Here is a 24903-nt window from a genome sequence, read left to right as displayed (position 1 = left end):
TGACGTCGGCGGCAGGGGAGGACCGCTCAACCCCTGCCCCGGCTGTCCAGTTCACCCCCCACCACCGAAGAAGGAGTTCTTCATGGCCGAGCCGCCACTGATCCGTCGTGCGTTACGCGCCTTCCTCGCGGCGGTCGCCGCAGGCGCGTTCATCGGCGGGCTGCTCACCGCCACGGCGAGTCCCTCGCATGCCGCCACCCAGGGCCCGTGCGACATCTATGCGGCGGGCGGTACCCCCTGTGTCGCCGCGCACAGCACCACCCGTGCCCTGTACGGGACGTACAGCGGTCCGCTGTACCAGGTGATCCGCGCCTCCGACAGCGCAACCAAGGACATCGGCCTGCTCAGCGCGGGCGGATACGCGGACGCGGCCGCGCAGGACTCCTTCTGCGCGAACACCAGCTGCCTCATCAGCGTCATCTACGACCAGTCCGGCAAGGGAAACAAGCTCGCCCGGGCGCCCAAGGGCCAGTTCCCCGGTCCGGGCCCGGGCGGCAGCGACAACCTGGCCAACGCCTTCGAGGCGCCGATCACGGTCGCGGGCCACAAGGCGTACGGCGTGTATGTGGCCCCCGGCACCGGCTACCGCAACAACAACACCAACGGCATCGCCACCGGCGACCAGCCCGAGGGTATGTACGCGATCTTCGACGGCACGCACTACAACGCCGGCTGCTGCTTCGACTACGGCAACGCCGAGACGAGTGGCAACAACGACGGCAACGGCACCATGGAGGCCATCTACTTCGGCGACAGCAAGTACTGGGGCTACGGCACCGGCAGCGGCCCCTGGGTCATGGCCGACCTGGAGAACGGCCTGTTCTCCGGCGTGAACCGCGGCTACAACCCCAACACCCCGTCCGTGAACCACCGGTTCGTGACCGCGATGCTCAAGGGCGGCCCGAACCAGTGGGCCACCCGAGGCGGCAACGCCCAGTCGGGCGGGCTGTCCACGTACTACAGCGGCCCTCGCCCCAACGTCGCGGGCTACAACCCGATGAAGAAGCAAGGCGCGATCATCCTCGGTATCGGCGGCGACAACAGCAACAGCAGCGCCGGCACCTTCTACGAAGGAGTCATGACCGCGGGCTATCCCTCCGATGCCACCGAGAGCGCCGTACAGGCGAACATCACCGCCGCCGGCTACAGCAACGCCACGACCGGCACCGGCGCGCTCACCCCAGGCGCGCGCGTCTCCCTGAAGGCCACCACCGCTCCCTGCTGCACCTCGCACTACCTGCGCCGCAACGCCGCCGACAGCACGGTCGGCATCTCCGTCGTCAACTCCTCCAGCCCGTCGGCCGACAAAGCCGATGCCACGTGGATCGTCCGGGCCGGTCTGGCCAACACCTCATGCCTGTCCTTCGAGTCCGCCGGCCGCCCCGGCCAGTTCCTGCGCCATTACAACTTCCGGCTCTCCGTGAACACCGACAACGGCGGTGGCGCGTTCACGCAGGACGCGACCTTCTGTCCCACGGCCGGCAACAGCGGGACCGGCACCTCCTTCAAGTCCGTGAACTACCCGACGAAATACGTCCGCCACTACAACTACGCGGCCTACATCGCCTCCAACGGCGGCTCCAACGCCTGGGACTCCACGACCGCCTGGGCCCAGGACACCAGCTGGCTCACCGCGGCTCCCTTGAGCTGACGAGGACCGCACCTGCGGGCGGCCCGGCCCGGGCCGCCCGCAGGTCCGTGACGCCATTTGTCCGACTCTCCTCGCCTCCTGGCGTCGTACAGCTCCCGGCACACCCTGCGCCCTCTCGACCCAAGGAGCCGCACCATGTCCTCCACCTCGCCCAGCAGACGCACCATGATGAAGGCCGTGGCCCTCGCCGGAGGAGCGGCAGCCTGCGGCCTGCCGCAGGCCCTGTGGCCTTCCCCCGCCGAGGCGTACACCATCCCCTCGAAGATGAACTGGTGGTACGAGGCCCGGTTCGGGATGTTCATCCACTTCGGGTCCTACTCCTACCTCAGCCGCGGCGAGTGGGTGATGAGCCAAGAGCGGTGGAGCAAGGCGAACTATCAGACGCAGGTCAGCCAGAACTTCAACCCGAGCGGGTTCAACCCGGCAGCCATCGCGGAACTGGCCAAGAACGCCGGCATGAAGTACCTCGTGATCACCGCCAAGCACCACGAGGGCTACGCCATGTGGGACTCCGACGTGCCGAGCTTCACCGACACCACGGGCACCAAGCGGTACAACCTGCACGACTACAGCGGCTTTCCGACCGATGTGCTCGGCGGCCTCAAGACGGAGTGCGAGAGCCGCGGGATCAAGTTCTGCCTGTACTACTCGATCCTCGACTGGAACCATCCGTCGCAGACCGACCGTCACCAGGGCGGTCTCACCACGATGTCCTCGCAGGCCGCCCGCACCGCCTACATCGCCGACATGAAGGCGCAGCTCCAGGAACTGCTCGACCGCTACGACCCGGCTCTGCTGTGGTTCGACGGCGACTGGTCCGGCGAGCCCGCCGAACCCACCCTGGCGGACTGGTGGCTGAAGGCGGACGGCGTCGACCTCTACAACTGGCTGATCGCCCGTAAGCCCGGCCTCATCGTCAACGAACGGGTCAAGCGTGACCTCGGGCTCGGCGACTACGCGGTCGCGGAGTTCGGGGTGCCCGCCACGCCGATGGACCGGCAGTGGGAGAAGTGCGCCACCATGAACGGCTCCTGGGGCTACAACGCGGGCTACGAGACCCGCTACCGCTCCGTGAAGGACCTCGTCAGGGAACTCGTCACGGTCGTCTCCCGGGACGGCAACTACCTGTTGAACATCGGTCCCACGGGCGAGGGCCTGGTCACTGCCGGAACGGAGACCGTACTGAACGGTCTGGCTTCGTGGATGTCGACGTACAGCGACAGCATTCACGGGACCAGCGGCAGCCCGCTCGCGTTCGAACCTGGGTGGGGGAGGGTCACCAAGAAGAGCGGCAAACTCTTCGCCCATGTCTTCACCTGGCCCACGAACGGCCGGCTGCGGATCCCGGCGCTCGACAACACGATCGGGCGCGTCTATCTGCTGAACAATCCCTCGATCTCGCTCTCGTACACGACCAGCGGCGGCGCCATCGATGTCACCGTTCCGGCCACTGCGCCGAACGCCGAAGTCTCCGTGGTGTGCGTGGAGGTCCAGGGCATGCCCATCGGGGTCTCCGCGTCGGCGTCGGTGTTCGAGAACGTCAACTACCAAGGCGCCAGCGCCATTCTGCCGCTGGGCAGCTACACGTCCGCCGAGCTGACGTCCGCCGGCCTGGCGCCCGCCATGGCCTCGTCCGTCGTGGTACCCGACGGCTACCAGGTGACGGGCTACTCCGGCGACGACTTCACCGGCACCGCGTGGACGTTCACCTCGAACGCTCCCGACCTCGTGGCGAGTGGCAACAACGACGCGATCAGATCACTGAAAGTGCTGTTCAGGCCCGACAGGTACTTCAGCCTGACCAATGTCACCAGCCGCTTGGTGCTGGACTGCGGCGGCGATGTCGCTGGCGGTTCGAACCTGAAGCAGTGGCAGCCGGGCTCCAGCTTCAATCTCCAGTGGCAGGCGATCGAACTCGGCAACGGCTACTACAAGCTCGTCAACCGCACCAACGGCATGGTCGCCGACGGCTGGGGTTCCACCGCCAACGGTGAGCCTGCCCGCCAGAAGGCCTGGGACGGCAGCGATACCCAACAGTGGCGGATCTCCGACCGCGGCCGGGGCCGGTACTCGATCGCCAACCGCAGTACGGGACTGGTCCTCGACGGCGGCGGAAGAGTCGCCTCAGGGTCCGTGACCAAACAGTGGACGTGGCAGCAGAGCACCAACCTGCTATGGACGTTCAGCTCAGTCACCTGACCTGCGCCACCCGGTTCGTGCCCGACCCTTTCCCTCGGTTTGGAGACATGAGATGAGCACACCCAACCTTCCCTCGCGTCGGCTGTTCCTCGGCATGGCGGCAACCGTGCCCCTGGCCATGACCGGTGTGCTGACCGCCGGTCGGTCGGCGAGGGCCGCTGCGGGCTCCCCGTACGTCATGGCGTATTTCACCGAGTCGCGGCGAGGCCTCGGTACGAGTTACGGCCTGCACCTGGCAGTCAGCACCGACGCGCTGCAGTGGATGCCGCTCAACCAGAACCAGCCCGTCGTCACCCCCACCGGCGGTGACGGCGGGCTGCGCGACCCCTTCATCCTGCGCAAGCAGGACGGCACCTTCGTCGTCCTCGCGACAGACCTGAAGGGCACCGACTGGACGAAGAAGAGTCAGGTCATCCACGTATGGGACTCCGCCGACCTGCGCTCCTTCGACAACTACCGCCTGCTGAAGCTGCACGAGATGGATACGCACAGCTGGGCGCCCGAAGCGTTCTGGGACGCTTCCCGCGGCCAGTACGCCGTGATCTACTCCGCGGTCAACAGCAGCGGCCACAACGTGATCATGGTGAACTACACCACGGATTTCAGGACTGTGACATCGCCCCAAGTCTTCTTCGATCCGGGCTATGACGTGATCGACGGCTCCCTGGCCATGAACGTGGGCGGCGTCAACTACCTCTACTTCAAGGCCCGCAACAGCCTCGTCGGGGCCAGGTCCGCCTCCCTCGAACCCGGCAGTTTCACCGTCTTCACCTCGGGACTGGCGCCGCAGGGAGGCATCGAGGCACCGATCCTCGCCCAGGCCGACGGCACCTGGTTCCTGTGGGGCGACGCCAACGCGATCTTCTACGCGTGGCAGACCGACGACCTGTCCACCGGCACCTGGACCGCCACCGACCGGCGCGTGTACACCCAGCCGCTGAACTCCAAGCACGCGGGCATCCAGCCGATCTCGCAAGCCGTGTACGACGGCATGGTCGCCCAGTGGGGCAAGCCCGCCTGGAACCGGCTGAAGTCCTACAACTTCCCCGACAGGTTCTGGCGGCACGCCGACTACCTCGGCCGCATCGACCCGTACCCCTTCGATCCGTACACCGACTCGCAGTGGAAGCTGGCGCCGGGCCTCGCGGACGCCTCGGGCGTCTCCTTCCAGTCCGTCAACTTCCCGACCCGCTACTTGCGGCACTCGTACTACCAGCTGCGTCTCGACGTGAACGACGGCACCACGCGCTTCGCCCAGGACGCCACCTTCCACCGGACCGCCGGGCTCGCTGACGCGTCCTGGACGTCGTTCCGCTCCCACAGCCACCCCGACCGCTACATCCGGCACTACGACTACGCGCTGCGCATCGACCCGATCACCACCGCGGTGGGCCGGGCCGACGCCACGTTCTCCCTGGGCTACTGAGAGACCAAGGAGTGGGCCCTTGTCGGCCAGTGACGAGCCCGCTCGGGGCGGCAGCCGGCGGCCGAGCCGTTCTGGTCCGCATTCAGGTGGTCGCGCAGCCGCTGCTCCGTGAGGGGTGATCTCGCCTCTGGCGAAGATCGCTGCCGTCGCCGGCACCTCTTCGGCTCGACGGCGGGAGTGCTGACCACGGTCCTGAAGGCCCTCGCGATGATGCGTTTCGTGGCCGACCTACACGGAAACCGAGACACGCCCTGGTCCGGGTCGGCCGCTTCCGCGCTGAGCTTGGTGAACATGTGGATGGCAAGGTAGAGGACTTTCAGGGCAGCGTCCTCCGTGGGGAAGTGCCCACGTCGCCGCCCGGTCTGCCGGAAGCGGGAGTTCAGTGACTCGATCATGTTCGTGGTGTAGACGATCTTGCGGACGCCGGGCGGGACCTTCAGGAACTCGGCGAACCGGGCCTTGGCCGCGGGAGGCGAACCGCAGCGAGTTGCGGACCATGTGCACCACGCAGAACTGGACGCCGGTCTGCGGCCAGAGCGCTGGCAAGTGAGAAGCCATGGCTGTGGTGTCGGGTCAGCTCGTTGTGCGGAAGGTGGCGTCGCTGCGGCCGGTCGCGGTGGTGATCGGGTCGAGGCGCAGCTGATACGCGTAATGGCGGATGTAGAGGTCGGGGTGGTTGTAGGACTGGTACGACGACCAGGACGCGTCGGCGAGGCCGGGGACTTGGCGGAAGGTGGCGTCTGCGGCGAATTGGGTGGTGCCGTCGTTGCGTACGAGTTGGAAGTCGTAGTTCGCGTGGCGCAGGAAGTAGCCGGGGAAGTTCACCGACTCGAAGGAGACCGTGCCGGTACCCACCAGGCCGGGCCGGGGCCGGAATCGAGCGTCCTCGGCCGGGCTGACCGCGGGGTCGATACGCACGTCGAAGTCGGCGTGCCGCACGTACCGGTCCTGGAAGTTGTACGACTGGAGCCGCTTGGCCTGGGTGTTGGGCCAGCGGGCGAGGACACGGCTCTCCTCGGCGGCCGTCAACGCCAGGATCGAACCGTGGCGCTTCTTCGTGCCGCCCATGTTGTAGCTTCCCGAGGCCGGGAGCCGGTAGGTGCCGGAGGCGGGCGGGTCGGTCGTCATGACCGGCATGTATCCGCGGCCGGCGGCGTACTGGTCCAGGTACAGGCTCCACTCATTGCGATCCCGGGACTTCATCCACATCGGCCCCTCGACCTGGGCGCCGGTCAGGCCGATGCCGGCGAGGTTGCCGAGGTCCGTCCACGTCCCGAGGATCGAGTTGCTGCCCTCAAGGGTGATCTGGCCGTCACCGGAGGCGCGTATGTAGCGGAAGTTGCCGACGCCGGCCGGCAGCTCGACGATCTGGGTGTCGATGATTTCCTGGCTGCCGGGGCGATCGATGTAGAGCTGCGGGGTGGTGATGGTGCGGAAGTCGCTGGTGCGGGCGTAGTAGATGCGGTGTTTCGTCTTGCCGTCGAGAGGTTTGTTCGTGGCCCAGTACAGGACGTAGTCGTTGGTCTCGGGGTTCCAGATCGCCTCCGGAGCCCAGGCGTTGCGCCCGTCAGGGATCGCCTCGGCGACGTTGAGCAGCCACGGATCGGACCAGGTGACCAGGTCCGTCGACTCCCACACCACGAGGCTGCGGCTGCCGTTGTTGATAGAGGCATCCCAGTTCTGTCCGCAGGCGATGCACAGGTCGGTCGCGATGATCCAGTACTTGTTCCCGTCCGGGGAGCGGACCAGTGCGGGGTCGCGCACCCCACGCGTGCCGACCGTCGAACGCAGGGTCGCGCCGCCGCCGTTGAGGTCATTCCAGCGGAGGCCGTCGGCGCTGTACGAGAAGTAGATCTGCTGATTGGCCGCTCCCTCCCCGGTGAAGTGCGCCATCAGGTAGCCCGGTTCGGCGGCTGCCGCCCGGTCCGGTGTGAGCGAGGTCTGGGATGTGAGCAGCAGGCAGGTGGTGAGCAGCATCAAAGCCAGCCTCACCCGAAGGGCGGACATGTACGTCTCCTGTCGTTTCGCAGAGGTCAAATCGGGGTGTCGCGGACACTCGATCTCGGTGCCGGCGGTAAGGGCCGGCCGACGCAGGACACGAGAGAGGCCGCCGGATCCGGGTAACGGTGTTGCTCCCATGGGGCAGTTCGAGCGTGCGTGGTGAGACGCTCTGCGACTCTTGCGGCCCTTGCTTCTCTCCAGTTCGGGCCCAGCGGCCTTCGGAGAACGGCGAGATCGGTATCGCCGGGTGTCCATCCCGGAGCCAACTGCCTGTCCACTCAGATAGGTGGTCCGATATATCGAACGACGTTCGTAAGCTCGGGCAGTAGCTAAGTGCGGGAAGAGCGAAGCGTCAATACCTCTGGCAGCAGTTGTCCAGTGGGGTCCGAGATGGTCCGGTCGCGCAGGCGACGCACCGCCATGCACTGATGCCGGAGCAGCCCAGACATAGCGAGTGAGGGCAGCCAGGGTGTCAGCCGCCCGAGGTTGTCATGCCCCAAGGGAGAGCTTCTCCGGAACGCAAGTGTTCTTTGAGCCACTGTTCCGTGTTACTGACGTGCAGCAGCGCGGCGGCCTGGCTGAGGGCGGCGTCGCGCACGGAAAGCGCCCGGAAGATCGCCTCGTGCTCGGCGAGGGTTCGGTCCGAGACCCGGGTGTCGACGAGGCCGCGCCAGATGCGGGCGCGCAGGGTTCGGCCCGAGATCCCTTCCAGGACGGTGAGGAGGGTTTCGTTGCCGGTGGCCTCGACGACGGCACGGTGAAAGGCCGCGTCGTGCGCGTTGAGCCGCTCCACGTCCTCACGCGCTTCGCGCATGGCGTCCAGGTGCCGCTCGATCTCCGCCAGTTGGTCGTCGGAGATCCGGGTGGCGGCCAGTGCGGTGGCGACGGGTTCCAGGAGCCGTCGTACCTCCATGAGGTCCTGCAGGGGCGCCGGAGTCGCCCTGCAGCAGCTCCACCGCACCACCGAGCCCCTCCAGAAGGAGGCTCGGCTGCAGGCTGGTCACGTACGTGCCGTCGCCCCGCCGGACCTCCAGAACCCGGGCGACGGCCAGCGACTTGACCGCTTCCCGGGCGAGGTTGCGGGACAGGCCCAGCTGGGCGGCCAGTTCCTGCTCCGGCGGGAGCTTCGAGCCCGGCGGCAGCGCCCCGCTGCGGATCAGCTCCCGGATCTGCGCAATGGCCTTGTCCGTCAGCGACATCGCGCGCTCCTTCCGGGCCCGTCCACCGCGGGCACGTCTGACCTGATGAGATCCCGGGCGCGGAGTTCGCTCCACAGACCGTCGGGGATCCGCTGCCGCCGGAGCGCCACATTCCGTACGACCTGGTCCGCGGTCCGCATCCCGAGGGTGACGTTGATGGTACTGGGATGGGTGAACGGGAAGGCGATCGCGGCCGCGGGCAACGTCGTGCCGTGCGCGGCGCAGACCTCGGCGATCGCCCGGGCGCGGCTGACCATCGCCGGCGGAGCCTCCTGGTAGTCGTACGTCATACCCTCGGCGGGCCACTCGCGCGAGAGGAGACCGGAGTTGAAGACGCCGACCGCCACCACGCTCTTGCCGCATTCCTGCGCGGCGGGCAGGACGTCGTCCAAGGCCGACTGGTCGAGGAGGGTGTAGCGCCCGGCGAGCATGACCACGTCGGCCGGCGTCTCGCGCAGGAAACGGGCGAGCATGGCCGACTGGTTCATGCCGGCGCCGATCGCACCGATCACCCCCTGGTCGCGCAGCTCTGCCAGGGCGGGCATGGCCTCCTCGGCGGCCTGCCGCCAGTGGTCGTCGGGGTCGTGCAGGTAGACGATGTCGAGACGGTCGAAGCCCGTGCGGGCGAGGGTGTCGTCGATGGACCGCAGGACTCCGTCGCGGCTGAAGTCCCACTGTCTGCGCAGGTCGTCCGGTACGGCGAAGCCCTCGTTGTCGGTGCCGCGCGGGCGTTCGTTGGGGACGAGGAGGCGGCCGACCTTGGAGGAGACGACATAGCTGTCCCGCGGGTGCTCGCGCAGAGCCGCGCCCAGGCGCCGCTCGGTGAGCCCCAGACCGTAGTGCGGTGCGGTGTCGAAGTACCGTATGCCCGCCTGCCAAGCCGCCTCGACCGCAGCCTGCGCCTCGTGCGCCGGAGTGACTCGGTAGAGGTTGCCGATGACGGACGCCCCGAAGCCGAGCTCGGTGATCCCGGCATCCGTGCTGCCTATCTTCTGGCGCCGCATGCTGTGATGTGCCAACTGTTCTCCTGGGGAGCGGGGACGGCGTGCGCGCCCATGGATCCGTCACCTTCTGACGGCGGCCGAGCCGCCTGCGATCAGGGCCTCGACCTCGGCGAGCGAGGCCATGGACACATCGCCCGGGGTGGTCATGACCAGCGCGCCGTGCGCGGTCCCGTAGGCCAGGGCACGCTGCAGTGCGGCGGCGTCGAGGTGCGCCAACGGCCGGTCAGGAGACTCCGGTGCGGACTCGTCAACGCCGACCTTCAGCAGTCCGTAGATCACTCCGGCCGCGAAGCCGTCACCCGAGCCGATGCGGTCCAGGACGGGCACGCCGGACATCTCCGGGCCGCGGACGAACCCGGTGCGGGCCGACCAGGCGGCCGAGGACCAGTCGTTGATCCCGGCCGAGAGCACCTCGCGCAGGGTCGTCGCGAGCACTGCGGCCTGAGGCAGGAGTCCGGCCACGGAGGCGAGGGCGCCGTGCACCTCGTCCGCCGCGATGCGCAGCGCCCCCGGGTATGGACCTGCCAGTCCCAAGGCGCCCACGACGACGTCGGCGTGCCGGGCGAGCCGCAGGTCGACCTCGCGCGCCCGCTCCGCGCCGCCCCGGCCCTGCCACAGACTCGGGCGGTAGTTGGGGTCGTAGGACACCGTCACGCCGTGGCGCCGCGCTGCCGCCATGGCCTCATCGGCGACGTCGACGGTGGTGTCCGACAGTCCGGCGAAGATCCCACCGGTGTGGAACCAACGCGGCCCCGAGGAGAAGAGCGCGTCCCAGTCCACATCTCCCTTGCGTAACTGCGAGACGGCCGTGCCCGCACGGTCGCTGACACCCAGCGCGCCCCGGATGCCGAAGCCGCGCTCGACGAAGTTCAGACCGTTGCGCGTGGTGCGGCCGATACCGTCCGCCGGCACCCAGCGGATCAGCGAGGTGTCCACGCCGCCCTGCAGGATCAGGTCCTCGGCCAGCCGCCCCACCTGGTTGTCGGCCAGGGAGGTTACGACGGCCGTGCGCAGGCCGAAGCAGCGCCGCAGTCCGCGTACGACGTTGTACTCGCCACCGCCCTCCCAGACCTGGAAGGTGCGCGCGGTGCGGATCCGGCCCTCGCCCGGATCGAAGCGGAGCATCACCTCGCCGAGTGCCACCAAGTCGGTCACCTCGCGCTCCCGAGCACGGTTCCGGTCGGCACGGAGAGCGGAGCGGCCGTCGCTCATCGGCCGAGCCATCCGCCGTCGACGGGCAGGGTGGTGCCGTGGATGTAGGCGGCGGCGTCGGAGGCGAGGAAGACGGTGGCGCCGGCGAGGTCGTCGGCGGTGCCCCAGCGTGCGGCGGGGATGCGGTCGAGGATGGCGTTGCTGCGGATGGGGTCGTCCTGGAGGGCTTGGGTGTTGTCGGTGGCGATGTAGCCGGGGGCGATGGCGTTGACGTTGACGCCGTGGGGTGCCCATTCGTTGGCGAGGGCTTTGGTGAGTCCGGTGATGCCGTGCTTGGCGGCGGTGTAGCCGGGGACGGTGATGCCGCCTTGGTAGCTGAGCAGCGAGGCGGTGAAGATGACTTTGCCGTGGCCGCGGGCCACCATCGACGCGCCCACCGCGCGGGTGAGGGCGAATTGGGCGTTGAGGTTGACCTGGAGGACCAGGTCCCAGTCGGCGTCGGTGTGCTGGGCGGCCGGGGTGCGGCGGATGGTGCCGGCGTTGTTGACGAGGATGTCCACGGGGCGTTCGCGTCTGGCGAGGTCGGTGCCGAGGGCCCGTACGGCCTCGGGGTCGGCGAAGTCGGTGCGGATGGCTTCGAAGGTGCGGCCTGTGGCGGTGACGTACTTCTCTATGTCGCTGCCGGATTCCTCCAGGTTCGCGCTGACGCCGATGATGTCGGCCCCGGCTTCGGCGAGGGCGCGGGCCATGGCACGGCCGATACCGCGGCGGGCTCCGGTGACGACGGCGAGTTTTCCGGTGAGGTCGAAGGCGGTCATACGGCGGCTCCCTGGGCGTGGTCGCTGTCGCCGTGGTCGGTGGTGTCGGTGCAGTCGAGGAGGATCTTCATCACGTCGCCGCCGCCCTCCAGGGCCTCGAACGCGGCGGGCGCCTGGGTGAGGGGGACGACCTTGCTGATCAGCCGGTCGGCGGGGATTGTGCCGTCGGCGACCAGGGTGACCGCGTGCTCGAAGTCGGAGCGGTCGTACAACCGGGCGCCGACGAGGGTGAGTTCACGCCAGAAGAAGCGGTGCAGGTTCACCTCGCGCGGGCGGGGGTGGATGGCGACCAGGCACAGCCGCCCCCGCACGCCGAGCACGTCGATGGCGGTGTCCACGCCGCCTTGCGCGCCGGAGACTTCGAAGGCGACGTCCGCGCCGGCGTCGCCGGTCCACTGCCGGACCAGCTCGGGCACGTTGTCGGCGGCCGGATCCCAGGTGGTCAGCCCCAACTCCTCGGCCAGCAACCGTCGGTGGGCGCTCAGTTCGACCACTCGGACGTCGGCTCCGGTGGCCCGCGCGACCAGTGCGATCAGCACGCCGACCGGCCCGCCGCCGACCACGACGATCTTCTCGCCGTCGGTGACCTGTGCCCGGCCGACGTCGTGGACGGCCACTGCGGTGGGCTCCACGAGCGCGGCGTGGTCCAGGGAGAGGGAGCCCGGCAGCCGTACGAGGGTCGTGGCGGGTACGGTCCAGCGCTGCTGCATCGCGCCCGGGGAGTCGATGCCGATGAAGTCGAGGTGCTGGCAGACGTGTTGGTGTCCGGCCCGGCAGGCGGGGCAGGTGTCGTCCCAGCGCAGCGGCATCACGGTGACCGGGTCGCCGGGTGCCCAGTCCGCCACGCCTGGACCGACCCGGAGGATCAGGCCGGACATTTCGTGTCCCAGGACGGCGGGCACGGCGACCCGGGTGTCCATGTCGCCGTGGAAGATGTGCAGATCGGTGCCGCAGATACCGACGTAGGCGGGGGCCAGCTCCACCTCACCGGGGCCGAGTGGCGGGGTCTCGGCGGGTGCGGTGTCCAGGGTGCGGGCGGCGAGATAGCGGACTGCGAGTGTCATGGTGTCTTCCAGGTCCCTTCAGCGCGGACGCCGATGGTGAGCAGCAGGTTGGCGTAGGTGCGGGTGTCGGCGGTGACGATGGCGAGCGCCAAGTCGGGGGAGCGGGCGGCGTCGTAGAACTCGAAGCGGCCGAGCGTGTCGACCGGCACGGGTGCCAGCATTGAGCGGTACTCGGCGATGGCGGGCGGCTCCGGCTCGCCCTCGGGCGGCACCATGACGTGCGCCGACTCCACGGGCAGCGCCCGCAGCAGGACGTCGAGCACGGTGGTCACATCCAGCAGGCCCGGCGCCAGGTTGAGATGGACGGTTCGGGCCCGCTCACCGGTGGCCGTACTCGCCGGATAGTGGCCGTCGGCGAGCAGGACACGGGCTCCGTGCCCGGCGCCGGCCAGCGCTTCAAGGATGCCGGGGTGCAGGAGTTCGGTCAGCAGCATCGGCTGTCTCCTCTCATCGGGTGGGCTCGAGCCGGTAGAAGGCGGTGGCGCTGCCGGAGAGGACCGCCCCGGTCTCGGCGGCGGAGCAGCCGGCCAGGAGTTCCTCGACGGCGTACGCCCAGCGGTTCCAGCCGCCGGCGAGGACACAGACCGGCCAGTCGGAGCCGAACATCAGCCGGTCGGCGCCGAAAGCGTCCAGGAGGACTTCCCACACCGGGCGGATGTCGGTGGTCGTCCACTTCACGTGGTCGGCCTCGGTGACCAGGCCCGACACCTTGCACCGGACCTGGGGATGCGAGGCCAGCCGCCGAACGCCCCGCTCCCACTCGTCCAGGTCGCGTCGGGCTAGGGGTGGTTTGCCGGCGTGGTCGAGGACCAGGGGAAGGGCAGGGAGACGCTCGGCCAGGCGGATCGCCTGAGGCAACTGGTGGCTGCGGATCAACAGGTCGTATCCGAGCCCGCGTTCGGCCACTGCTTGCAAACCCCGCTCGACGGACGGCCGTTGCAGCCACGCGGGATCATCTTCGCCCTGGACGAGGTGCCGTACGGCCCGCAGGTACCTGCCGCCGGCTCCGGCGCGCAGTGCGTCGAGTGCGTCGCCGATCGCCGGGGACGTGAGATCCGCCCAGCCGACGACCGCTCCGACCAGCGGGGCCTGCTCGGCCAGGGCGAGGAACTCGCGCGTCTCGTCGACCGAGGGCACGCACTGGACCAGTACGGTGCGCTCCAGCCGTCGACCCGCGACGCTCGCGGTCGCCGCCGTGCGCAGGTCGGCGGTGCTGAAAGTGCGTCGGATGGCCTGGAGCCCGGGTTCGTCCAGCCAGGCCTGCGGCCGGATGTCCAGGTCCCACACATGGTGGTGCGCGTCCACGAGGCCCTGGACGTCAGACACGGGCGGCCCAGACGGGGCCGTCGGGGTAGGCGTACTCCTTGACCGAGTCCGGGTGCATCTGTGCGCTCAGCCCCGGCAGGGCCGGCGCGAGGTAGTGCCCGTCGGTGATGCGGACGGGGTCCACGAAGTGCTCGTGGAGGTGGTCGACGTACTCGATGACGCGGTCCTCGATGGTGCCGGAGACGGCGACGTAGTCGAACATCGACAGGTGCTGCACCATCTCGCACAGGCCCACACCGCCGGCGTGCGGGCAGACCGGGATGCCGAACTTCGCGGCGAGCAGCAGGATCGCGATGTTCTCGTTGACGCCGCCGACCCGCGCGGAGTCGATCTGCACGATGTCCACCGCCCCGGCCTGCAACAGCTGCTTGAACACGACCCGGTTGGCGATGTGCTCTCCGGTGGCGACCTTGATCGGTCCGACGGCCCTGCGGACGGCGGCGTGGCCCAGGATGTCGTCGGGCGAGGTGGGCTCCTCGATCCAGTACGGGTCGTACGGTGCCAGGGCGCGCATCCAGTCGATCGCGTCCTGCACGTCCCATCTCTGGTTCGCGTCGACGGCGATACGGAAACCTTCACCGACCGTCTCGCGCGCGGTGCGCATGCGCCGTATGTCGTCCTCCAGGGAGGCGCCGACCTTGAGCTTGATCTGGGTGAAACCGTCGGCGACGGCCTCGCGGGCCAGCCGGGCCAGCTTCTCGTCCGAGTAGCCGAGCCAGCCGGGGGTGGTGGTGTAGGCGGGGTACCCCTTGTCGAGCAGGTGGCCGATGCGCAGTGCGCGGCCGGATTCGGCGCGGCGCAGGATGTCCAGGGCCTCTTCGGGGGTGAGCGCGTCGCTGAGCCAGCGGAAGTCGACCTGCGCGACCAGTTCCTCCGGCGACATCTCACCGAGGAAGCGCCACACGGGTTTGCCGGCGCGCTTGGCCGCGAGGTCCCAGGCCGCATTCACGACGGCACCCGTGGCCATGTGGATGACGCCCTTCTCGGGGCCCAGCCAGCGCAGTTGGGGATCGTGTACGAGGGAGCGGGAGAAGGATCCGAGGTCGGCGCAGACCTCCTCGACGGACAGGCCGACCACGTGCGGGGCGAGAGCGGCGATCGCGGCGGCCTGCACGTCGTTGCCGCGGCCGGTGGTGAAGGCCAGAGCGTGGCCCTCGAGACCGTCGCCGGCATCGGTACGCAGCACGACGTAGGCGGCGGAGTAGTCGGGTTCGGGGTTCATGGCGTCCGAACCGTCAAGGTGCTCGGAGGTGGGGAACCGCACGTCCAGGACGTCCAGGGCGGTGATACGGGCGGATGAGGGCAGGATGGAGGACATGACGGCAACTCCTGTGAGAGCACAGGGGAATCGATCCCCTTGCGATGAGACGTGAAGGCGGCGCGGTCGGCGGCCGGCGACGGCCGCCCGGGTCACTCCTGGACCTTGCCGCCCGTGATGCGCGAGATGGCGAGGGCAACGAGGATGATCAGGCCGTTGAGGGCGCCGATCCACTGGGCCGGGACGCCGCCCAGAGTGAGCACGTTCTGGATCATGAAGAGCAGCAGGATGCCGCAGAACGCGCCGAACATCGTTCCCTTGCCGCCGTTCAGGCTGATCCCGCCGATCACGGCGGCGGCGAACACGGTGAAGATGTAGCCGTCGCCCTGCGCGGAGGCCACGGAGGCCAGGCGCCCGGACAGCAGCAGTCCGGCGAGGGCGGCGAGCACGCTGGCGGTGACGATGACGATCCACAGCACCCGGTCGGTGCGGATGCCGGCCGCCTTCGCGGCGTCGACGTTGCCGCCGATGGCGTAGAGGGAGCGGCCGAAGCTGGTCCAGCCGAGGACGACGATGGCGGCGGCGAACAGCGCAAGGCAGAGCCAGATGGAGGCCGGCATCCCGAACCACTGGGCGGAGCCCAGGTAGAGCATCGACTCCGGCAGCTGGAAGAACGTCTGGCCGCCGGAGATGCCGGTCAGCACACCGCGCAGCACGATCAGCATGCCGAGGGTGACGATGAAGCCGTTCAGGCCGAAACGGATGATCAGCAGGGCGTTGACCACCCCGATCAGCGCGCCCACCGCGAGGGTCAACGGAATCGACCAGGCACCGGGGACGAGTCCCAGTCCGGGGCCGGTGCCGGGCGCCACGATCAGCCAGGCCGCGACGCCGGGCGCGAGGCCCATGGTGGATTCCAGCGACAGGTCCATCTTCTTGACGATCAGGACCATCGTCTGGGCGAGCACAAGCAGGGCGATCTCGGACATGGTCTGCAGGACGTTGATGAGGTTGTCGGCCTGAAGGAAGATCGGGTTGACAATCTGCCCGACGACGGCGATCACGATGATCGCGGGGACCAGTGCGAGGTCGCGCAGCCGGGCCAGGGGTATGCGCCCGCCGAGCAGCGCGGCGCGCTTGGCCGCAGGTTCGGCGGTGGGTGCGGGCGTGTCCGCGAGGACGGTGTCAGGCATTGAGGTCCACTCCTTCCATCGCGGCCACGAGTTCGTGGTCGTGCCAGCCGCGGGCGATCTCTGAGGTCACACGGCCCTGGAACATCACCAGGACCCGGTCGCACATGCGCAGGTCGTCGAGTTCGTCGGAGGCGATGAGCACTCCGGTGCCGGTTGCGGCGGTCTCCTCGACCTTGCCGAGGAGGAACTCCTTGGAGCGCACGTCCACACCTGCGGTCGGATTGATCAGTACAAGCAGCTTCGGATCGTCGGCCAGGGCGCGGGCCATGACGACCTTCTGCTGGTTACCCCCGGACAGCGCCGAGACGGGCAGTTCGGGACCCGGGGTCTTGATCGCCAACTTCTCGATCATGTTGTCGGCGAGCCGGTCCTTGCGGTCGCGGCTGAGGAAGCCGTTCTTGCCGAGCCGGTGCGGAACGGACAGCGTGGCGTTGTCCGCGATCGACATCTCCGGTACGAAGCCCTGATGATGCCGGTCCTGGGGGACGAACCCGGCGCCGGCGGCGAGCGCCGCGGGCACACTGCCCGGCCTGGGCCGACTCCCGGCGATCTCCACCTCGCCCGCCGCCGCGGTCCGAAGCCCCATGACGGTCTCGGCGACCTCGGTGCGCCCGCTCCCGGCAGCTCCGGCAAGGCCGATGATCTCCCCGGCGCCCACCCGGAAGGTGATGTCACCGTAAGTGTCGTCACTGCACAGGGCCTTGACGGTCAGCGCGGGAGTGGCGGCAACATCGAGAGTGCTCGCGCGATCCTGCAGCTGGTCGATCGCCGCCTCGCCGGTCATGGCGGCGACCAGCTCGGTACGGGGAAGCTCCGCGACCGGGGCGGTCACGATGTGCCGGGCGTCGCGGAACACCGTCACCATGTCGCAGATCTCGTAGACCTCTTGGAGGTGGTGGCTGATGAACAGGAAGGTCACGCCCTGGCGCTGCAGGTCGCGGATGCGGTCGAAGAGCCGGTTGATCGCCGCCGCGTCGAGCTGCGCGGTCGGTTCGTCGAGGATGATGAACCGGGCGCCGAAGGACAGCGCCCGGGCGATCTCCACGAACTGCCGCTGCTCCACGCTCAGATCGCCGGCCGGGGTCTGCGGGTCGACGTCCACCGACCAGGTGGACAGGAGCTCCTGAGCCCGCCGCCGTACCCCTTGCCAGCGGATCAGCCCGCTGCGGCCGTGGTCGTGCCGGTTCAAGAAGAGGTTCTCGGCGACGGTCAGCGCGGGAATGATCGTCGACTTCTGGTAGACGCAGGCCACGCGCTGTCGCCAGGCGTCGCGGTCCGAGAGCCGTGGCGCGGGACTGCCGCCGAAGGTGACCGATCCCTCGTCGGGGGCCTGCAGACCGGTGAGGACCGATACGAGGGTCGACTTGCCGGCTCCGTTGCGGCCGACGAGCGCATGGGTCTCGCCGGGACTGATGGTGATCCCGGCGCCGTCGAGGGCCACCGTGGGACCGAATCGTTTGACTATGCCCGCCGCCTCGACGACAGGCGGGCCCGAGGGGGACCGCCCGTCGTCCGCCGGAGCGGGTGCGGGGCTGACCGTACGCTCCCCGTCGCTCATCACAACCGCCTTGTACTCGTGGGTCGTTGGATGCCGAAAGGGCAGATCAGCCGAGGTTGTTGCCCCACAGCGACTTGTCGTCGCTCTTCAGGCTGGGCACACCGCCGTAAGCGGCGCCGTCGGCGGTGACGAGCGGGGCGGACAGCTGATCCTCGAGCACCCCGTCGCGGACCTGGATGATGGTGCTGTCGTGATCGGTCTTGCCCGGCTTGAAGGTCTTTCCGTCGATCGCGGCCTTGAGGTAGTACAGGGCGTACTTGGCGTAGAGGTCGGCCGGCTGGGAGACCGTGGCGTCGATCTTCCCGGCGGCGATGGACTTCAGCTCCTCCGGAATGCCGTCGTTGGACACGACGAAGACGTGCTTGTCGTTCTTCGGGTCCACCAACAGCTTCTTCTGCTTGAGGACTTGGAGGGTGCCGGACAGGGCGAAGCTGGACTGCATGTACACGCCCTTGATGTCCGGGTGCTGCGTCAGACGGGTCTGGAGCTTCTGCGCGGCAACCGCGCCGTCCCAGTTGGTGGCCTCGCCGAACACGGTGATGCCGGGGTAGTCCTTCTTCATGCAGTCGTTGAACGCCTCGGTGCGGTCACGGCCGTTGATGGAACCCAGATCCCCTTGGAGCATCACGACCTTGCCCTTGCCGCCCAGCTTCGTACCGAGGTACTGGCAGGCCTTCTCGCCGTACGCGCGGTTGTCGGCGCGTACGACCATGTAGACCTTTCCGCTGTCGGGCCGGGTGTCGACGGTGACGACGGGGATCTTCTTCGCCTCCAGCTGCGCCAGGGTCGGCGCGATGGCCGCGGTGTCCTGCGGGGCCATCGCGAGGCCCTTGACGCCCTGGCTGATGAACGTCTGCGCGTTGGCCGTGAGCTTGGCCACGTCGTTCTGCGAGTTGGTGGTCTTGAGGGAGAGGCCGAGGTCCTTGGCGTACTCCGGCGTGTACTTGATGTACGAGTTCCAGAAGTCGGTGTCGGAACGCGGGTAGTCGACACCGACCAGCGTTCCGCCACCGGACGCCGTCGTGCCGGAGTCGGTGCAGGCGCTGAGCAGCGCCAGGGCGGACAGGGCGGCGACGGTGGAGCAGAGGGCGTTTCTCAGTCTCATCGTGAGTTCCTCGCGCTGGTCCCGAAGCGGGGGAATGATGCGCATCCCGTGATGCGTAGGGGCCAGAGGTGAGGCGGGTGCTGCCATGAAACATGGCATGTCTCATGCGGGATGAATCATTTCTTTACGTGGCGAAACTGCCTCAACTGCGCTCGGCCCAAGCAACTTTCATCCACTTACCCGTTGACACGGGGCGGTTACGTCATCGAACTTCATGCGTAACATCCGGCGCCTCAGAGCTCACCGGGAATGCCGCGCCTGACGGTCCGGAGACCGCACGGCCTCGGGCTGCTGCCTCCGATTCGCCGCACCGCCGCAATGAAAGCCACCCACACAGGGAGTACACCCATGTCCTCAGGAAGACTGTCCCGTCGCACCCTGCTGGGTGCCGCGGGCGCCGCCGTTGCCGCGACCGCCCTGCCAACTCTCCCCGCGCTGTCGCCCTTTGTGGCGCAGGCGGCTGCCGCAGACCCCCAGACCAACCTGGAGAAGTTGGTGGACATGCGTTTCGGCATGTTCAACCACTTCAGCATGGGCACCTTCACCAACGAGGAGTGGGCCGCCCCGAACCAGGACCCCGCCCGCTTCGCCCCCACGGCGGTGGACTGTGCGCAGTGGGCGGCCGCCGCCGCGGCGGCGAAGATGAGTTACGGCATCCTCACGACCAAGCACCATGACGGCTTCGCCCTGTGGCCGAGCGCCTATGGCACCCAGAACGTCGCGAACAGCGGCTACAAGCAGGACGTGGTGAAGGCCTACTGCGACGCCTTCCGGGCCAAGGGACTGAGGGTCGGGTTCTACTACTCGATATGGGACCGCACCTACGGCGTCGAGGCGTGGGAAAGCCGGCACAAGGTGTCCGGACTCGAGATCACCGATGCCATCCAGCCGTCCGACTTGACCTTCATCCTCGGCCAGCTCACCGAACTGCTCACCAACTACGGCACCATCGACATGCTCGTCACCGACGGCTACGGGTGGCAGATGGGGCAGCAGGCCGTCTCGTACCAGCGCATCCGCGAGCACGTGAAGTCCCTCCAGCCGGACATCGTCATGATCGACCACGGCGCGCTGTCGGTTCCTTTCCTGGGTGACGCGATCTATTTCGAGGAGCCGTTGAGCGTCTCCGCGCCGGCCGGGAACACCTATGCCGCCACCCAGGGGCAGACGATCAGTTGGGGCTGGTTCTGGCATCCGAGGACAGCGACCGACAACCCGATGAGCAAGGACGCGATCCTGTCCCACCTGGCGGACCTGGAACCGAAGTACACCTCGTTCATCCTCAACTGCCCGCCCAACCGCGACGGCAGGCTGGACACCAACATCGTCAACCGGCTCGCCGAGGTCGGGGCGGCCTGGAGCCCCGACCTCTCGCGGCCACCGCTGCCGCGGCAGCTGCTGCGTGCCGAACATCCGGTGACGCCCGTCAGCGCGTACGCGACCGGATTCCGCACGGGCGAGGGCCCGCTGAACGCCATCGACGGCCTGAGTGACCGCAACTACGAGACCTGCTGGTCCACTTGGGGCCTCTCGTCGGCCCTGCCGCACTCGATCACGATCGACCTCGGCGGCGTGTGGAGCAATATCTCCACCCTGGAGTACCTGCCCAAGCAGTGGAATCGCTCCAACACCACCGACGGGGACATCACCTCGTACACCATCTCCACCAGCACCGACGGCACGAACTTCACCCAGGTCGCCACCGGCACCTGGACCGCCGACCGCGCCACGAAGGTGGCCGAATGGCCCGCCCGCACCGCCGGCTTCGTACGGCTCCAGGCGAACACGGCCGCCGGCGGCTACGCCAACATGGGCGGCGTCCATATCGGCGGCCGGACGGCCAAGCCGGCCCTGGTGTCCACCACGCTGCCCGGCGACGGCACCGCCTACCGGCTCGTCGCCCGGCACAGCGGCAAGGTCGCCGACGTGAAGGCCGGGGGCACCGCGAACAACACCAGCGTCATCCAGTGGCCGTGGCGTACCGCGAACAACCAGAAGTGGACCTTCGCCTCCACCGGCGACGGCTACTACGAGATCAAGGGCGTGGGCAGCGGCAAGCTGATGGAGGTCTCGGCGCTCTCCCGCGCCGACGGCGGCACCGTCGGCATCTGGTCGGACGCCGACGCACCTCAACAGCACTGGGCCGTCACACCCACCGGCGACGGCTACTACTTCCTCATCAACCGCTACAGCGGCCTCTGCCTCGCCGTCGACGAGGGGAGCACCGCCGACGGCGCGGCCATCGAACAACAGCCGTACGCGGCACTGCCTCGGCAGCAGTGGCAGATCATCGCGCTGTGACGGCACATGGGGCTCCGCCGCGTCGGCGGAGCCCCATACGCCAGTTCCCCGCCGTCAGGACCAGGGCAGCACGAGTGCACCCCAGGCCACCACCGGCCCCGCCGCGACGATGCCGCAGGTGTAGCCGATGATCTGGCGGTAGAACGCGCGTCGGTCCACTCCTCGTACGTTGCTCAGCACCAGCGCTCCGTTGGTGGAGAACGGGGAGACGTCGACGATGGTCGTGGAGACGGCGAGGGCGGCGATCAGCCCGGTGGCGCTGAGGTGGCTGGTCAGCAGCAGCGGAACGGCGATCGGGATGATCGCGGTCAGGATCGCGGTCGAGGAGGCGAAGGCCGAGGTGACGGCGACCGTGAAACAGAGCAGCAGGGCCACGAGCAGCGGTGTCCCGAAACCCGCCGCGTGCTCGGAGATCTTCTCGATGATTCCCGCGTGCTCCAGCATCGCGATGTAGGTCATCATGCCGCCGACCAGGAGCAGGGTGTGCCAGCTGATGCCGTCCACGGCCTTCTCCTGGCGCTTCATGTCCATGAGAGCCAGGAGCGCACCGGCCGCCAGAGCGAGTACGCCGATCTTCATCTGGAAGCCGAGGGCGCACACGACGAGGACCGCGAGGGCGGCCAGGGTGGCCCACTGGTGCACGGTGGCCCGTTCCGACGCCGAGTCGTCCGCCGAGTCTGCGGCGGCAGCGTCCGCCGCCCCGGCCATGGGCCGGTGACGCAAGGCCGCGAAGGTGAGCAGTGAGAGCAGGAGATTGACGAGGAAGCTGGCGAGGAACAGGGTCGCCGGGGTCACGGACAGTTCGGTGTCCTCGACCATGCCGAGCACCAGTGCACCCGAGACGGCCATCGGCGAGAAGGCGCCGGCGTGTGCGCCGCTGATCACCATCATTCCGATCATCAGCGGGTTGATCCGGTAGCGGAAGGCGAAGTTCATCGCGATGGGCACCAGGATCGCCACCGCGGCGGGCGTGAAGGTGCCAAGGGCGGTCAGTACCCCTGCCAGCAGGAACAGCACCCAGGGAATCAAAGCGGTTCTGCCGCGTACGAGCCGGACGCCGGCCGAGACCAGTAGATCGACGGTGCCGTTGCGGCGGGCGACCGCGAACAGATAGGTGACGCCGACGATGGTCAGGAAGAGCTCCACGGGGAAGCCCTCGAATATCTGATCCTCCGTCATGTTCAACGCGGTCGTGCCGACCGCGAACGAGGCGACGAAGGCCAGGATGCCGATGTTGATCGGCAGGACGGTGCCGACGACGAACATGACGAGCAGTGCGCCGACGGAGATCAGCTCAGGAGACATCATTGTCCTCTTAGTCCTGCGTGGTTTGTCCTGCATGGGCAGGTGGGAACGCCCGGTGACTGCGGTTCACCGGGAGGGCGCGGCGGAGACGTCAGGCAGCGGCCGGCAGCGCGGGATCGCGTACGAGGATGCGCGCCTGGCACAGCACGCGCGCTGCCCGCGCGACGGTGACGCGGTCCGGCCCGGGGCCGAAGGACTCCACCGTCAGCACACCGGCCGGGGTGCCGATGCGCAGGACGCCGCGGCCGGCGGCGGTGGACGCCTGGGCCACCACGGTGCCCTCGACGAGGTTGGCGGCGGCCATGGCGACCGCCGAGGTGAGGCCGATGGCAGGGTGCGGGGAGTTCATCGACAGCATCCGTACGGACACGTCGTATGCGTCCGCGGCCACCGCCTCGCCGAGGGTGGTGGTGTAGGGGACGGGCGGGCCGACGAGTCCCACTTTCGGGACCGCGTCGACGGGCACCGCACCGGGTGCGGCCAGTCCCATGCGGATCGCGGCGGCCTGTCGCACCTTGCGCAGCCAGGTCACCTCTTCGCGAAGCTGCTCCAGTGTCTCGGCTCCGGTCCTACCGGTGTGCGCCGCGTCCACCAGGGCCACCGGCGCTCCGGCGTCCACCATGCTCACGGCCGCTGACCGCTCACCGACCGGGAGTTGTTCGGACGGAAGGCCGGTCGGCAGCAGGCGGCCCGTCGCCGCGCCCGCGGGGGAGCGGAAGGTCAGCCCGACCGGTACACCGCCGGCCAGCGTGCCCGGGACCGTACGGTCCCCGAACTCCTGGACCCGGCCGCCCGGGGTGTCCACTTCGGCTTCGAGGACGGCACCCGTATTGGTGTTGCGCATGACCACACAGGTGCGGTCGCCCTTGATCGGCACCAGGCCCTCGGCCACCGCGTAAAGGGCGATGGCTGTCGCGCAGTTGCCGCAGTTGCTGCCCCATTCGACCGTGCCGGTTCCAATGCCGACCTGGGCGAAGAGGTAGTCGATGTCGACGCCGTCGCGAGCGCTGGGGCCGACCACGGCCGCCTTCGACGTCGTGGGGGTCGCACCGCCGACGCCGTCGAGCTGAACGGGATCCGTCGCGCCGTACGCGTCGACGAGAACGCGCTCGATCCGATCGCGATCGGCGGGCATGTGCACCTGGGCGAAGAGCCAGCACTTGCTGGTGCCGCCGCGTACCAGGGTTGCGGGAACGTGCATGTCAGAGCGTCCTTCTCTCGGCGCGGCGGGTGCGGGGCCGCCGCGTTCCGGAGACTTTCGCAGAGCCGTTCCCTTGAGCACAATGTCTGATTTCTTGAGGATGGTTAAGCTGTTCTAAACTCACTGAATGCTCAATGTCCGCCGCTTGCTGCTGCTCGCCGAGGTCGCCGAGCGCGGCTCGCTCACGGCCGCGGCCGAGGCGCTGTCCATGACCACGTCGGCCGCTTCCCAGCAGATGTCCCTGCTCGAGCGCGAGGTCGGGCAGCCGCTGATCGAGCGACTGCCGCGCGGCGTACGCGCCACCGCAGCAGGTGCCGCGCTGGCCGAGCGTGGCCGTGCGGTCCGGCGTGAACTCCAGGCCGCGGAAGCTGACTTGGAGGCGTTCCGGCACGTCGACCGAGGCGTCGTGACCCTCGGTTCCTTCCCTACGGCCAGTGCCTCGCTGCTGCCGCCGGCCCTGACCCGTTTCCGCCGCTCCCATCCGCAGGTGCGCACCGTCGTACGCGCCGGAGTGCTGGCCCAGCTCCAGGAGATGCTGCACACCGGTGAAGTCGAGCTCTCGCTGCTGTGGGACTACGACTGGAACCGCGTCGACGACGACCAGTTGATCCTCACGCCGCTGCTCGAAGACCCCACGGTCCTCGTCGTTCCGGCGAGTTCGCCGCTGATCGACTCGGCGGAGGTGCCCCTGTCCGACCTCGCGGACCAGGAGTGGATCATCCGTGCCGAGAACCACCCGGTGGCGGACGTGCTCCGACGGGCCTGCCGCCAGGCGGGTTTCGAACCGCGCATCGCCTACGCCTCCCACGACTACCAGGAGGCGCAGGCGATGGTCGCCGCGGGTCTTGGCCTCGCCCTCGCGCCGCGCCTTGCGCTGACCAACCGGCGCAGTGACGTACGGCTGCTGCCGCTGGCCCATGACAAGGCGTCCGGCGCCGCGCCCCCGGTCCGCAGGATCCTCCTGGCCGCTCCGGCCCGGCGCGCCGGCACCCCGGCGGCCCAGGCGATGGCCCGCGTGCTGCACACGGTCGCGCGGACCTTCACCGACCCCGGACTCGGCCGTGCGCAGCTGGGTGCGGTGCGGGGGCGCTGATCCGTCGCGTCATCACGCGCCGTACGACTGGGCCGGTCCGAGGGGGAGC

General features: G+C 68.8%; 18 protein-coding genes and 2 pseudogenes. 5 read left to right on the top strand and 15 right to left on the bottom strand.

What is annotated here, in order from left to right; translation table 11 throughout:
- Nucleotides 1–82 precede the first annotated feature (82 nt).
- The 3 genes from BN159_RS07940 (at nucleotide 83) to BN159_RS07930 (ending at nucleotide 5276) form a co-directional block, all read left to right on the top strand.
- Nucleotides 83–1651 carry an alpha-L-arabinofuranosidase B gene (locus tag BN159_RS07940; RefSeq protein WP_015656413.1) on the top strand — a complete coding sequence of 523 codons (1569 nt, stop codon included), beginning with the start codon at nucleotides 83–85 and terminating at the stop codon, nucleotides 1649–1651.
- A gap of 135 nt (nucleotides 1652–1786) precedes the next feature.
- Nucleotides 1787–3850: an alpha-L-fucosidase gene (locus BN159_RS07935; protein ID WP_015656412.1), complete on the top strand. Its 2064-nt coding sequence runs from the start codon at nucleotides 1787–1789 to the stop codon at nucleotides 3848–3850.
- Nucleotides 3851–3902: 52 nt separating this feature from the next.
- Nucleotides 3903–5276, top strand: a complete 1374-nt coding sequence (locus BN159_RS07930) for a glycoside hydrolase family 43 protein (RefSeq protein ID WP_015656411.1) — start codon at nucleotides 3903–3905, stop codon at nucleotides 5274–5276.
- Between the two features lie 296 nt (nucleotides 5277–5572).
- On the opposite strand, the pseudogene BN159_RS47860 reads toward BN159_RS07930, so the two are convergent.
- The 13 genes and pseudogenes from BN159_RS47860 to BN159_RS07865 form a co-directional block, all read right to left on the bottom strand.
- Nucleotides 5573–5813, bottom strand: a pseudogene (locus BN159_RS47860) (transposase); the annotation flags it as partial.
- Nucleotides 5814–5849: 36 nt separating this feature from the next.
- A complete protein-coding gene (locus BN159_RS07920; protein ID WP_015656410.1) occupies nucleotides 5850–7283 on the bottom strand; it encodes a glycoside hydrolase family 43 protein in 1434 nt (477 codons plus the stop codon).
- A gap of 466 nt (nucleotides 7284–7749) precedes the next feature.
- Nucleotides 7750–8476 (bottom strand): annotated as a pseudogene (locus BN159_RS07915) (FadR/GntR family transcriptional regulator).
- The gene (locus BN159_RS07910) at nucleotides 8467–9480 is read right to left on the bottom strand and encodes an aldo/keto reductase (RefSeq protein WP_041818945.1); all 1014 of its coding nucleotides are present in this window, start codon (nucleotides 9478–9480) and stop codon (nucleotides 8467–8469) included. The pseudogene BN159_RS07915 and the gene BN159_RS07910 overlap by 10 nt, the downstream one beginning before the upstream one ends.
- A gap of 60 nt (nucleotides 9481–9540) precedes the next feature.
- On the bottom strand, nucleotides 9541–10635 hold the full coding sequence (locus BN159_RS07905; RefSeq protein ID WP_041820987.1) for a sugar kinase: 1095 nt from the start codon (nucleotides 10633–10635) through the stop codon (nucleotides 9541–9543).
- A gap of 53 nt (nucleotides 10636–10688) precedes the next feature.
- Nucleotides 10689–11450, bottom strand: a complete 762-nt coding sequence (locus tag BN159_RS07900) for an SDR family oxidoreductase (protein WP_015656406.1) — start codon at nucleotides 11448–11450, stop codon at nucleotides 10689–10691.
- On the bottom strand, nucleotides 11447–12514 hold the full coding sequence (locus BN159_RS07895; RefSeq protein WP_015656405.1) for a zinc-dependent alcohol dehydrogenase: 1068 nt from the start codon (nucleotides 12512–12514) through the stop codon (nucleotides 11447–11449). Before BN159_RS07895 ends, BN159_RS07900 begins: the two co-directional genes overlap by 4 nt.
- Nucleotides 12511–12948, bottom strand: a complete 438-nt coding sequence (locus BN159_RS07890; protein WP_015656404.1) for an RbsD/FucU domain-containing protein — start codon at nucleotides 12946–12948, stop codon at nucleotides 12511–12513. The genes BN159_RS07895 and BN159_RS07890 overlap by 4 nt, the downstream gene beginning before the upstream one ends.
- A 13-nt stretch (nucleotides 12949–12961) precedes the next feature.
- Nucleotides 12962–13840 carry an amidohydrolase family protein gene (locus tag BN159_RS07885; RefSeq protein ID WP_041818943.1) on the bottom strand — a complete coding sequence of 293 codons (879 nt, stop codon included), beginning with the start codon at nucleotides 13838–13840 and terminating at the stop codon, nucleotides 12962–12964.
- The gene (locus BN159_RS07880; protein WP_015656402.1) at nucleotides 13833–15158 is read right to left on the bottom strand and encodes an L-fuconate dehydratase; all 1326 of its coding nucleotides are present in this window, start codon (nucleotides 15156–15158) and stop codon (nucleotides 13833–13835) included. Before BN159_RS07880 ends, BN159_RS07885 begins: the two co-directional genes overlap by 8 nt.
- A gap of 92 nt (nucleotides 15159–15250) precedes the next feature.
- The gene (locus tag BN159_RS07875; RefSeq protein WP_015656401.1) at nucleotides 15251–16291 is read right to left on the bottom strand and encodes an ABC transporter permease; all 1041 of its coding nucleotides are present in this window, start codon (nucleotides 16289–16291) and stop codon (nucleotides 15251–15253) included.
- The gene (locus BN159_RS07870) at nucleotides 16284–17849 is read right to left on the bottom strand and encodes a sugar ABC transporter ATP-binding protein (protein WP_015656400.1); all 1566 of its coding nucleotides are present in this window, start codon (nucleotides 17847–17849) and stop codon (nucleotides 16284–16286) included. The genes BN159_RS07875 and BN159_RS07870 overlap by 8 nt, the downstream gene beginning before the upstream one ends.
- 46 nt (nucleotides 17850–17895) lie before the next feature.
- A complete protein-coding gene (locus tag BN159_RS07865) occupies nucleotides 17896–18954 on the bottom strand; it encodes a sugar ABC transporter substrate-binding protein (RefSeq protein ID WP_015656399.1) in 1059 nt (352 codons plus the stop codon).
- Between the two features lie 348 nt (nucleotides 18955–19302).
- Between BN159_RS07865 and BN159_RS07860 the strand changes: the two genes are divergently transcribed.
- Nucleotides 19303–21255 (top strand): RICIN domain-containing protein, encoded by a 1953-nt coding sequence (locus BN159_RS07860; RefSeq protein ID WP_015656398.1) that lies wholly within the window; start codon nucleotides 19303–19305, stop codon nucleotides 21253–21255.
- 54 nt (nucleotides 21256–21309) lie between these two features.
- Here the strand turns inward: BN159_RS07860 and BN159_RS07855 are convergent, their stop codons facing one another.
- A complete protein-coding gene (locus BN159_RS07855) occupies nucleotides 21310–22560 on the bottom strand; it encodes an SLC13 family permease (protein WP_015656397.1) in 1251 nt (416 codons plus the stop codon).
- A 91-nt stretch (nucleotides 22561–22651) separates the two neighbouring features.
- A complete protein-coding gene (locus BN159_RS07850) occupies nucleotides 22652–23761 on the bottom strand; it encodes a PrpF domain-containing protein (RefSeq protein WP_015656396.1) in 1110 nt (369 codons plus the stop codon).
- Between the two features lie 127 nt (nucleotides 23762–23888).
- On the opposite strand from BN159_RS07850, the gene BN159_RS07845 reads away from it, so the two are divergent.
- Nucleotides 23889–24854, top strand: a complete 966-nt coding sequence (locus BN159_RS07845; protein WP_015656395.1) for a LysR family transcriptional regulator — start codon at nucleotides 23889–23891, stop codon at nucleotides 24852–24854.
- The last annotated feature ends 49 nt before the right edge of the window (nucleotides 24855–24903 follow it).

This window comes from Streptomyces davaonensis JCM 4913, assembly GCF_000349325.1.
Taxonomy (GTDB): Bacteria; Actinomycetota; Actinomycetes; order Streptomycetales; family Streptomycetaceae; genus Streptomyces; species Streptomyces davaonensis.
The sequence above is the reverse complement of the archived record's forward strand: the minus strand, read 5'-3'. Positions and strand labels throughout refer to the sequence as shown.

Coding starts and splice junctions, on each gene's coding strand:
- BN159_RS07940 (WP_015656413.1), top strand. CDS start 83: ATGGCCGAGCCGCCACTGATCCGTCGTGCGTTACGCGCCTTCCTCGCG.
- BN159_RS07935 (WP_015656412.1), top strand. CDS start 1,787: ATGTCCTCCACCTCGCCCAGCAGACGCACCATGATGAAGGCCGTGGCC.
- BN159_RS07930 (WP_015656411.1), top strand. CDS start 3,903: ATGAGCACACCCAACCTTCCCTCGCGTCGGCTGTTCCTCGGCATGGCG.
- BN159_RS07920 (WP_015656410.1), bottom strand. CDS start 7,283: ATGTCCGCCCTTCGGGTGAGGCTGGCTTTGATGCTGCTCACCACCTGC.
- BN159_RS07910 (WP_041818945.1), bottom strand. CDS start 9,480: ATGCGGCGCCAGAAGATAGGCAGCACGGATGCCGGGATCACCGAGCTC.
- BN159_RS07900 (WP_015656406.1), bottom strand. CDS start 11,450: ATGACCGCCTTCGACCTCACCGGAAAACTCGCCGTCGTCACCGGAGCC.
- BN159_RS07895 (WP_015656405.1), bottom strand. CDS start 12,514: ATGACACTCGCAGTCCGCTATCTCGCCGCCCGCACCCTGGACACCGCA.
- BN159_RS07890 (WP_015656404.1), bottom strand. CDS start 12,948: ATGCTGCTGACCGAACTCCTGCACCCCGGCATCCTTGAAGCGCTGGCC.
- BN159_RS07880 (WP_015656402.1), bottom strand. CDS start 15,158: ATGTCCTCCATCCTGCCCTCATCCGCCCGTATCACCGCCCTGGACGTC.
- BN159_RS07875 (WP_015656401.1), bottom strand. CDS start 16,291: ATGCCTGACACCGTCCTCGCGGACACGCCCGCACCCACCGCCGAACCT.
- BN159_RS07870 (WP_015656400.1), bottom strand. CDS start 17,849: ATGAGCGACGGGGAGCGTACGGTCAGCCCCGCACCCGCTCCGGCGGAC.
- BN159_RS07865 (WP_015656399.1), bottom strand. CDS start 18,954: ATGAGACTGAGAAACGCCCTCTGCTCCACCGTCGCCGCCCTGTCCGCC.
- BN159_RS07860 (WP_015656398.1), top strand. CDS start 19,303: ATGTCCTCAGGAAGACTGTCCCGTCGCACCCTGCTGGGTGCCGCGGGC.
- BN159_RS07855 (WP_015656397.1), bottom strand. CDS start 22,560: ATGTCTCCTGAGCTGATCTCCGTCGGCGCACTGCTCGTCATGTTCGTC.
- BN159_RS07850 (WP_015656396.1), bottom strand. CDS start 23,761: ATGCACGTTCCCGCAACCCTGGTACGCGGCGGCACCAGCAAGTGCTGG.
- BN159_RS07845 (WP_015656395.1), top strand. CDS start 23,889: ATGCTCAATGTCCGCCGCTTGCTGCTGCTCGCCGAGGTCGCCGAGCGC.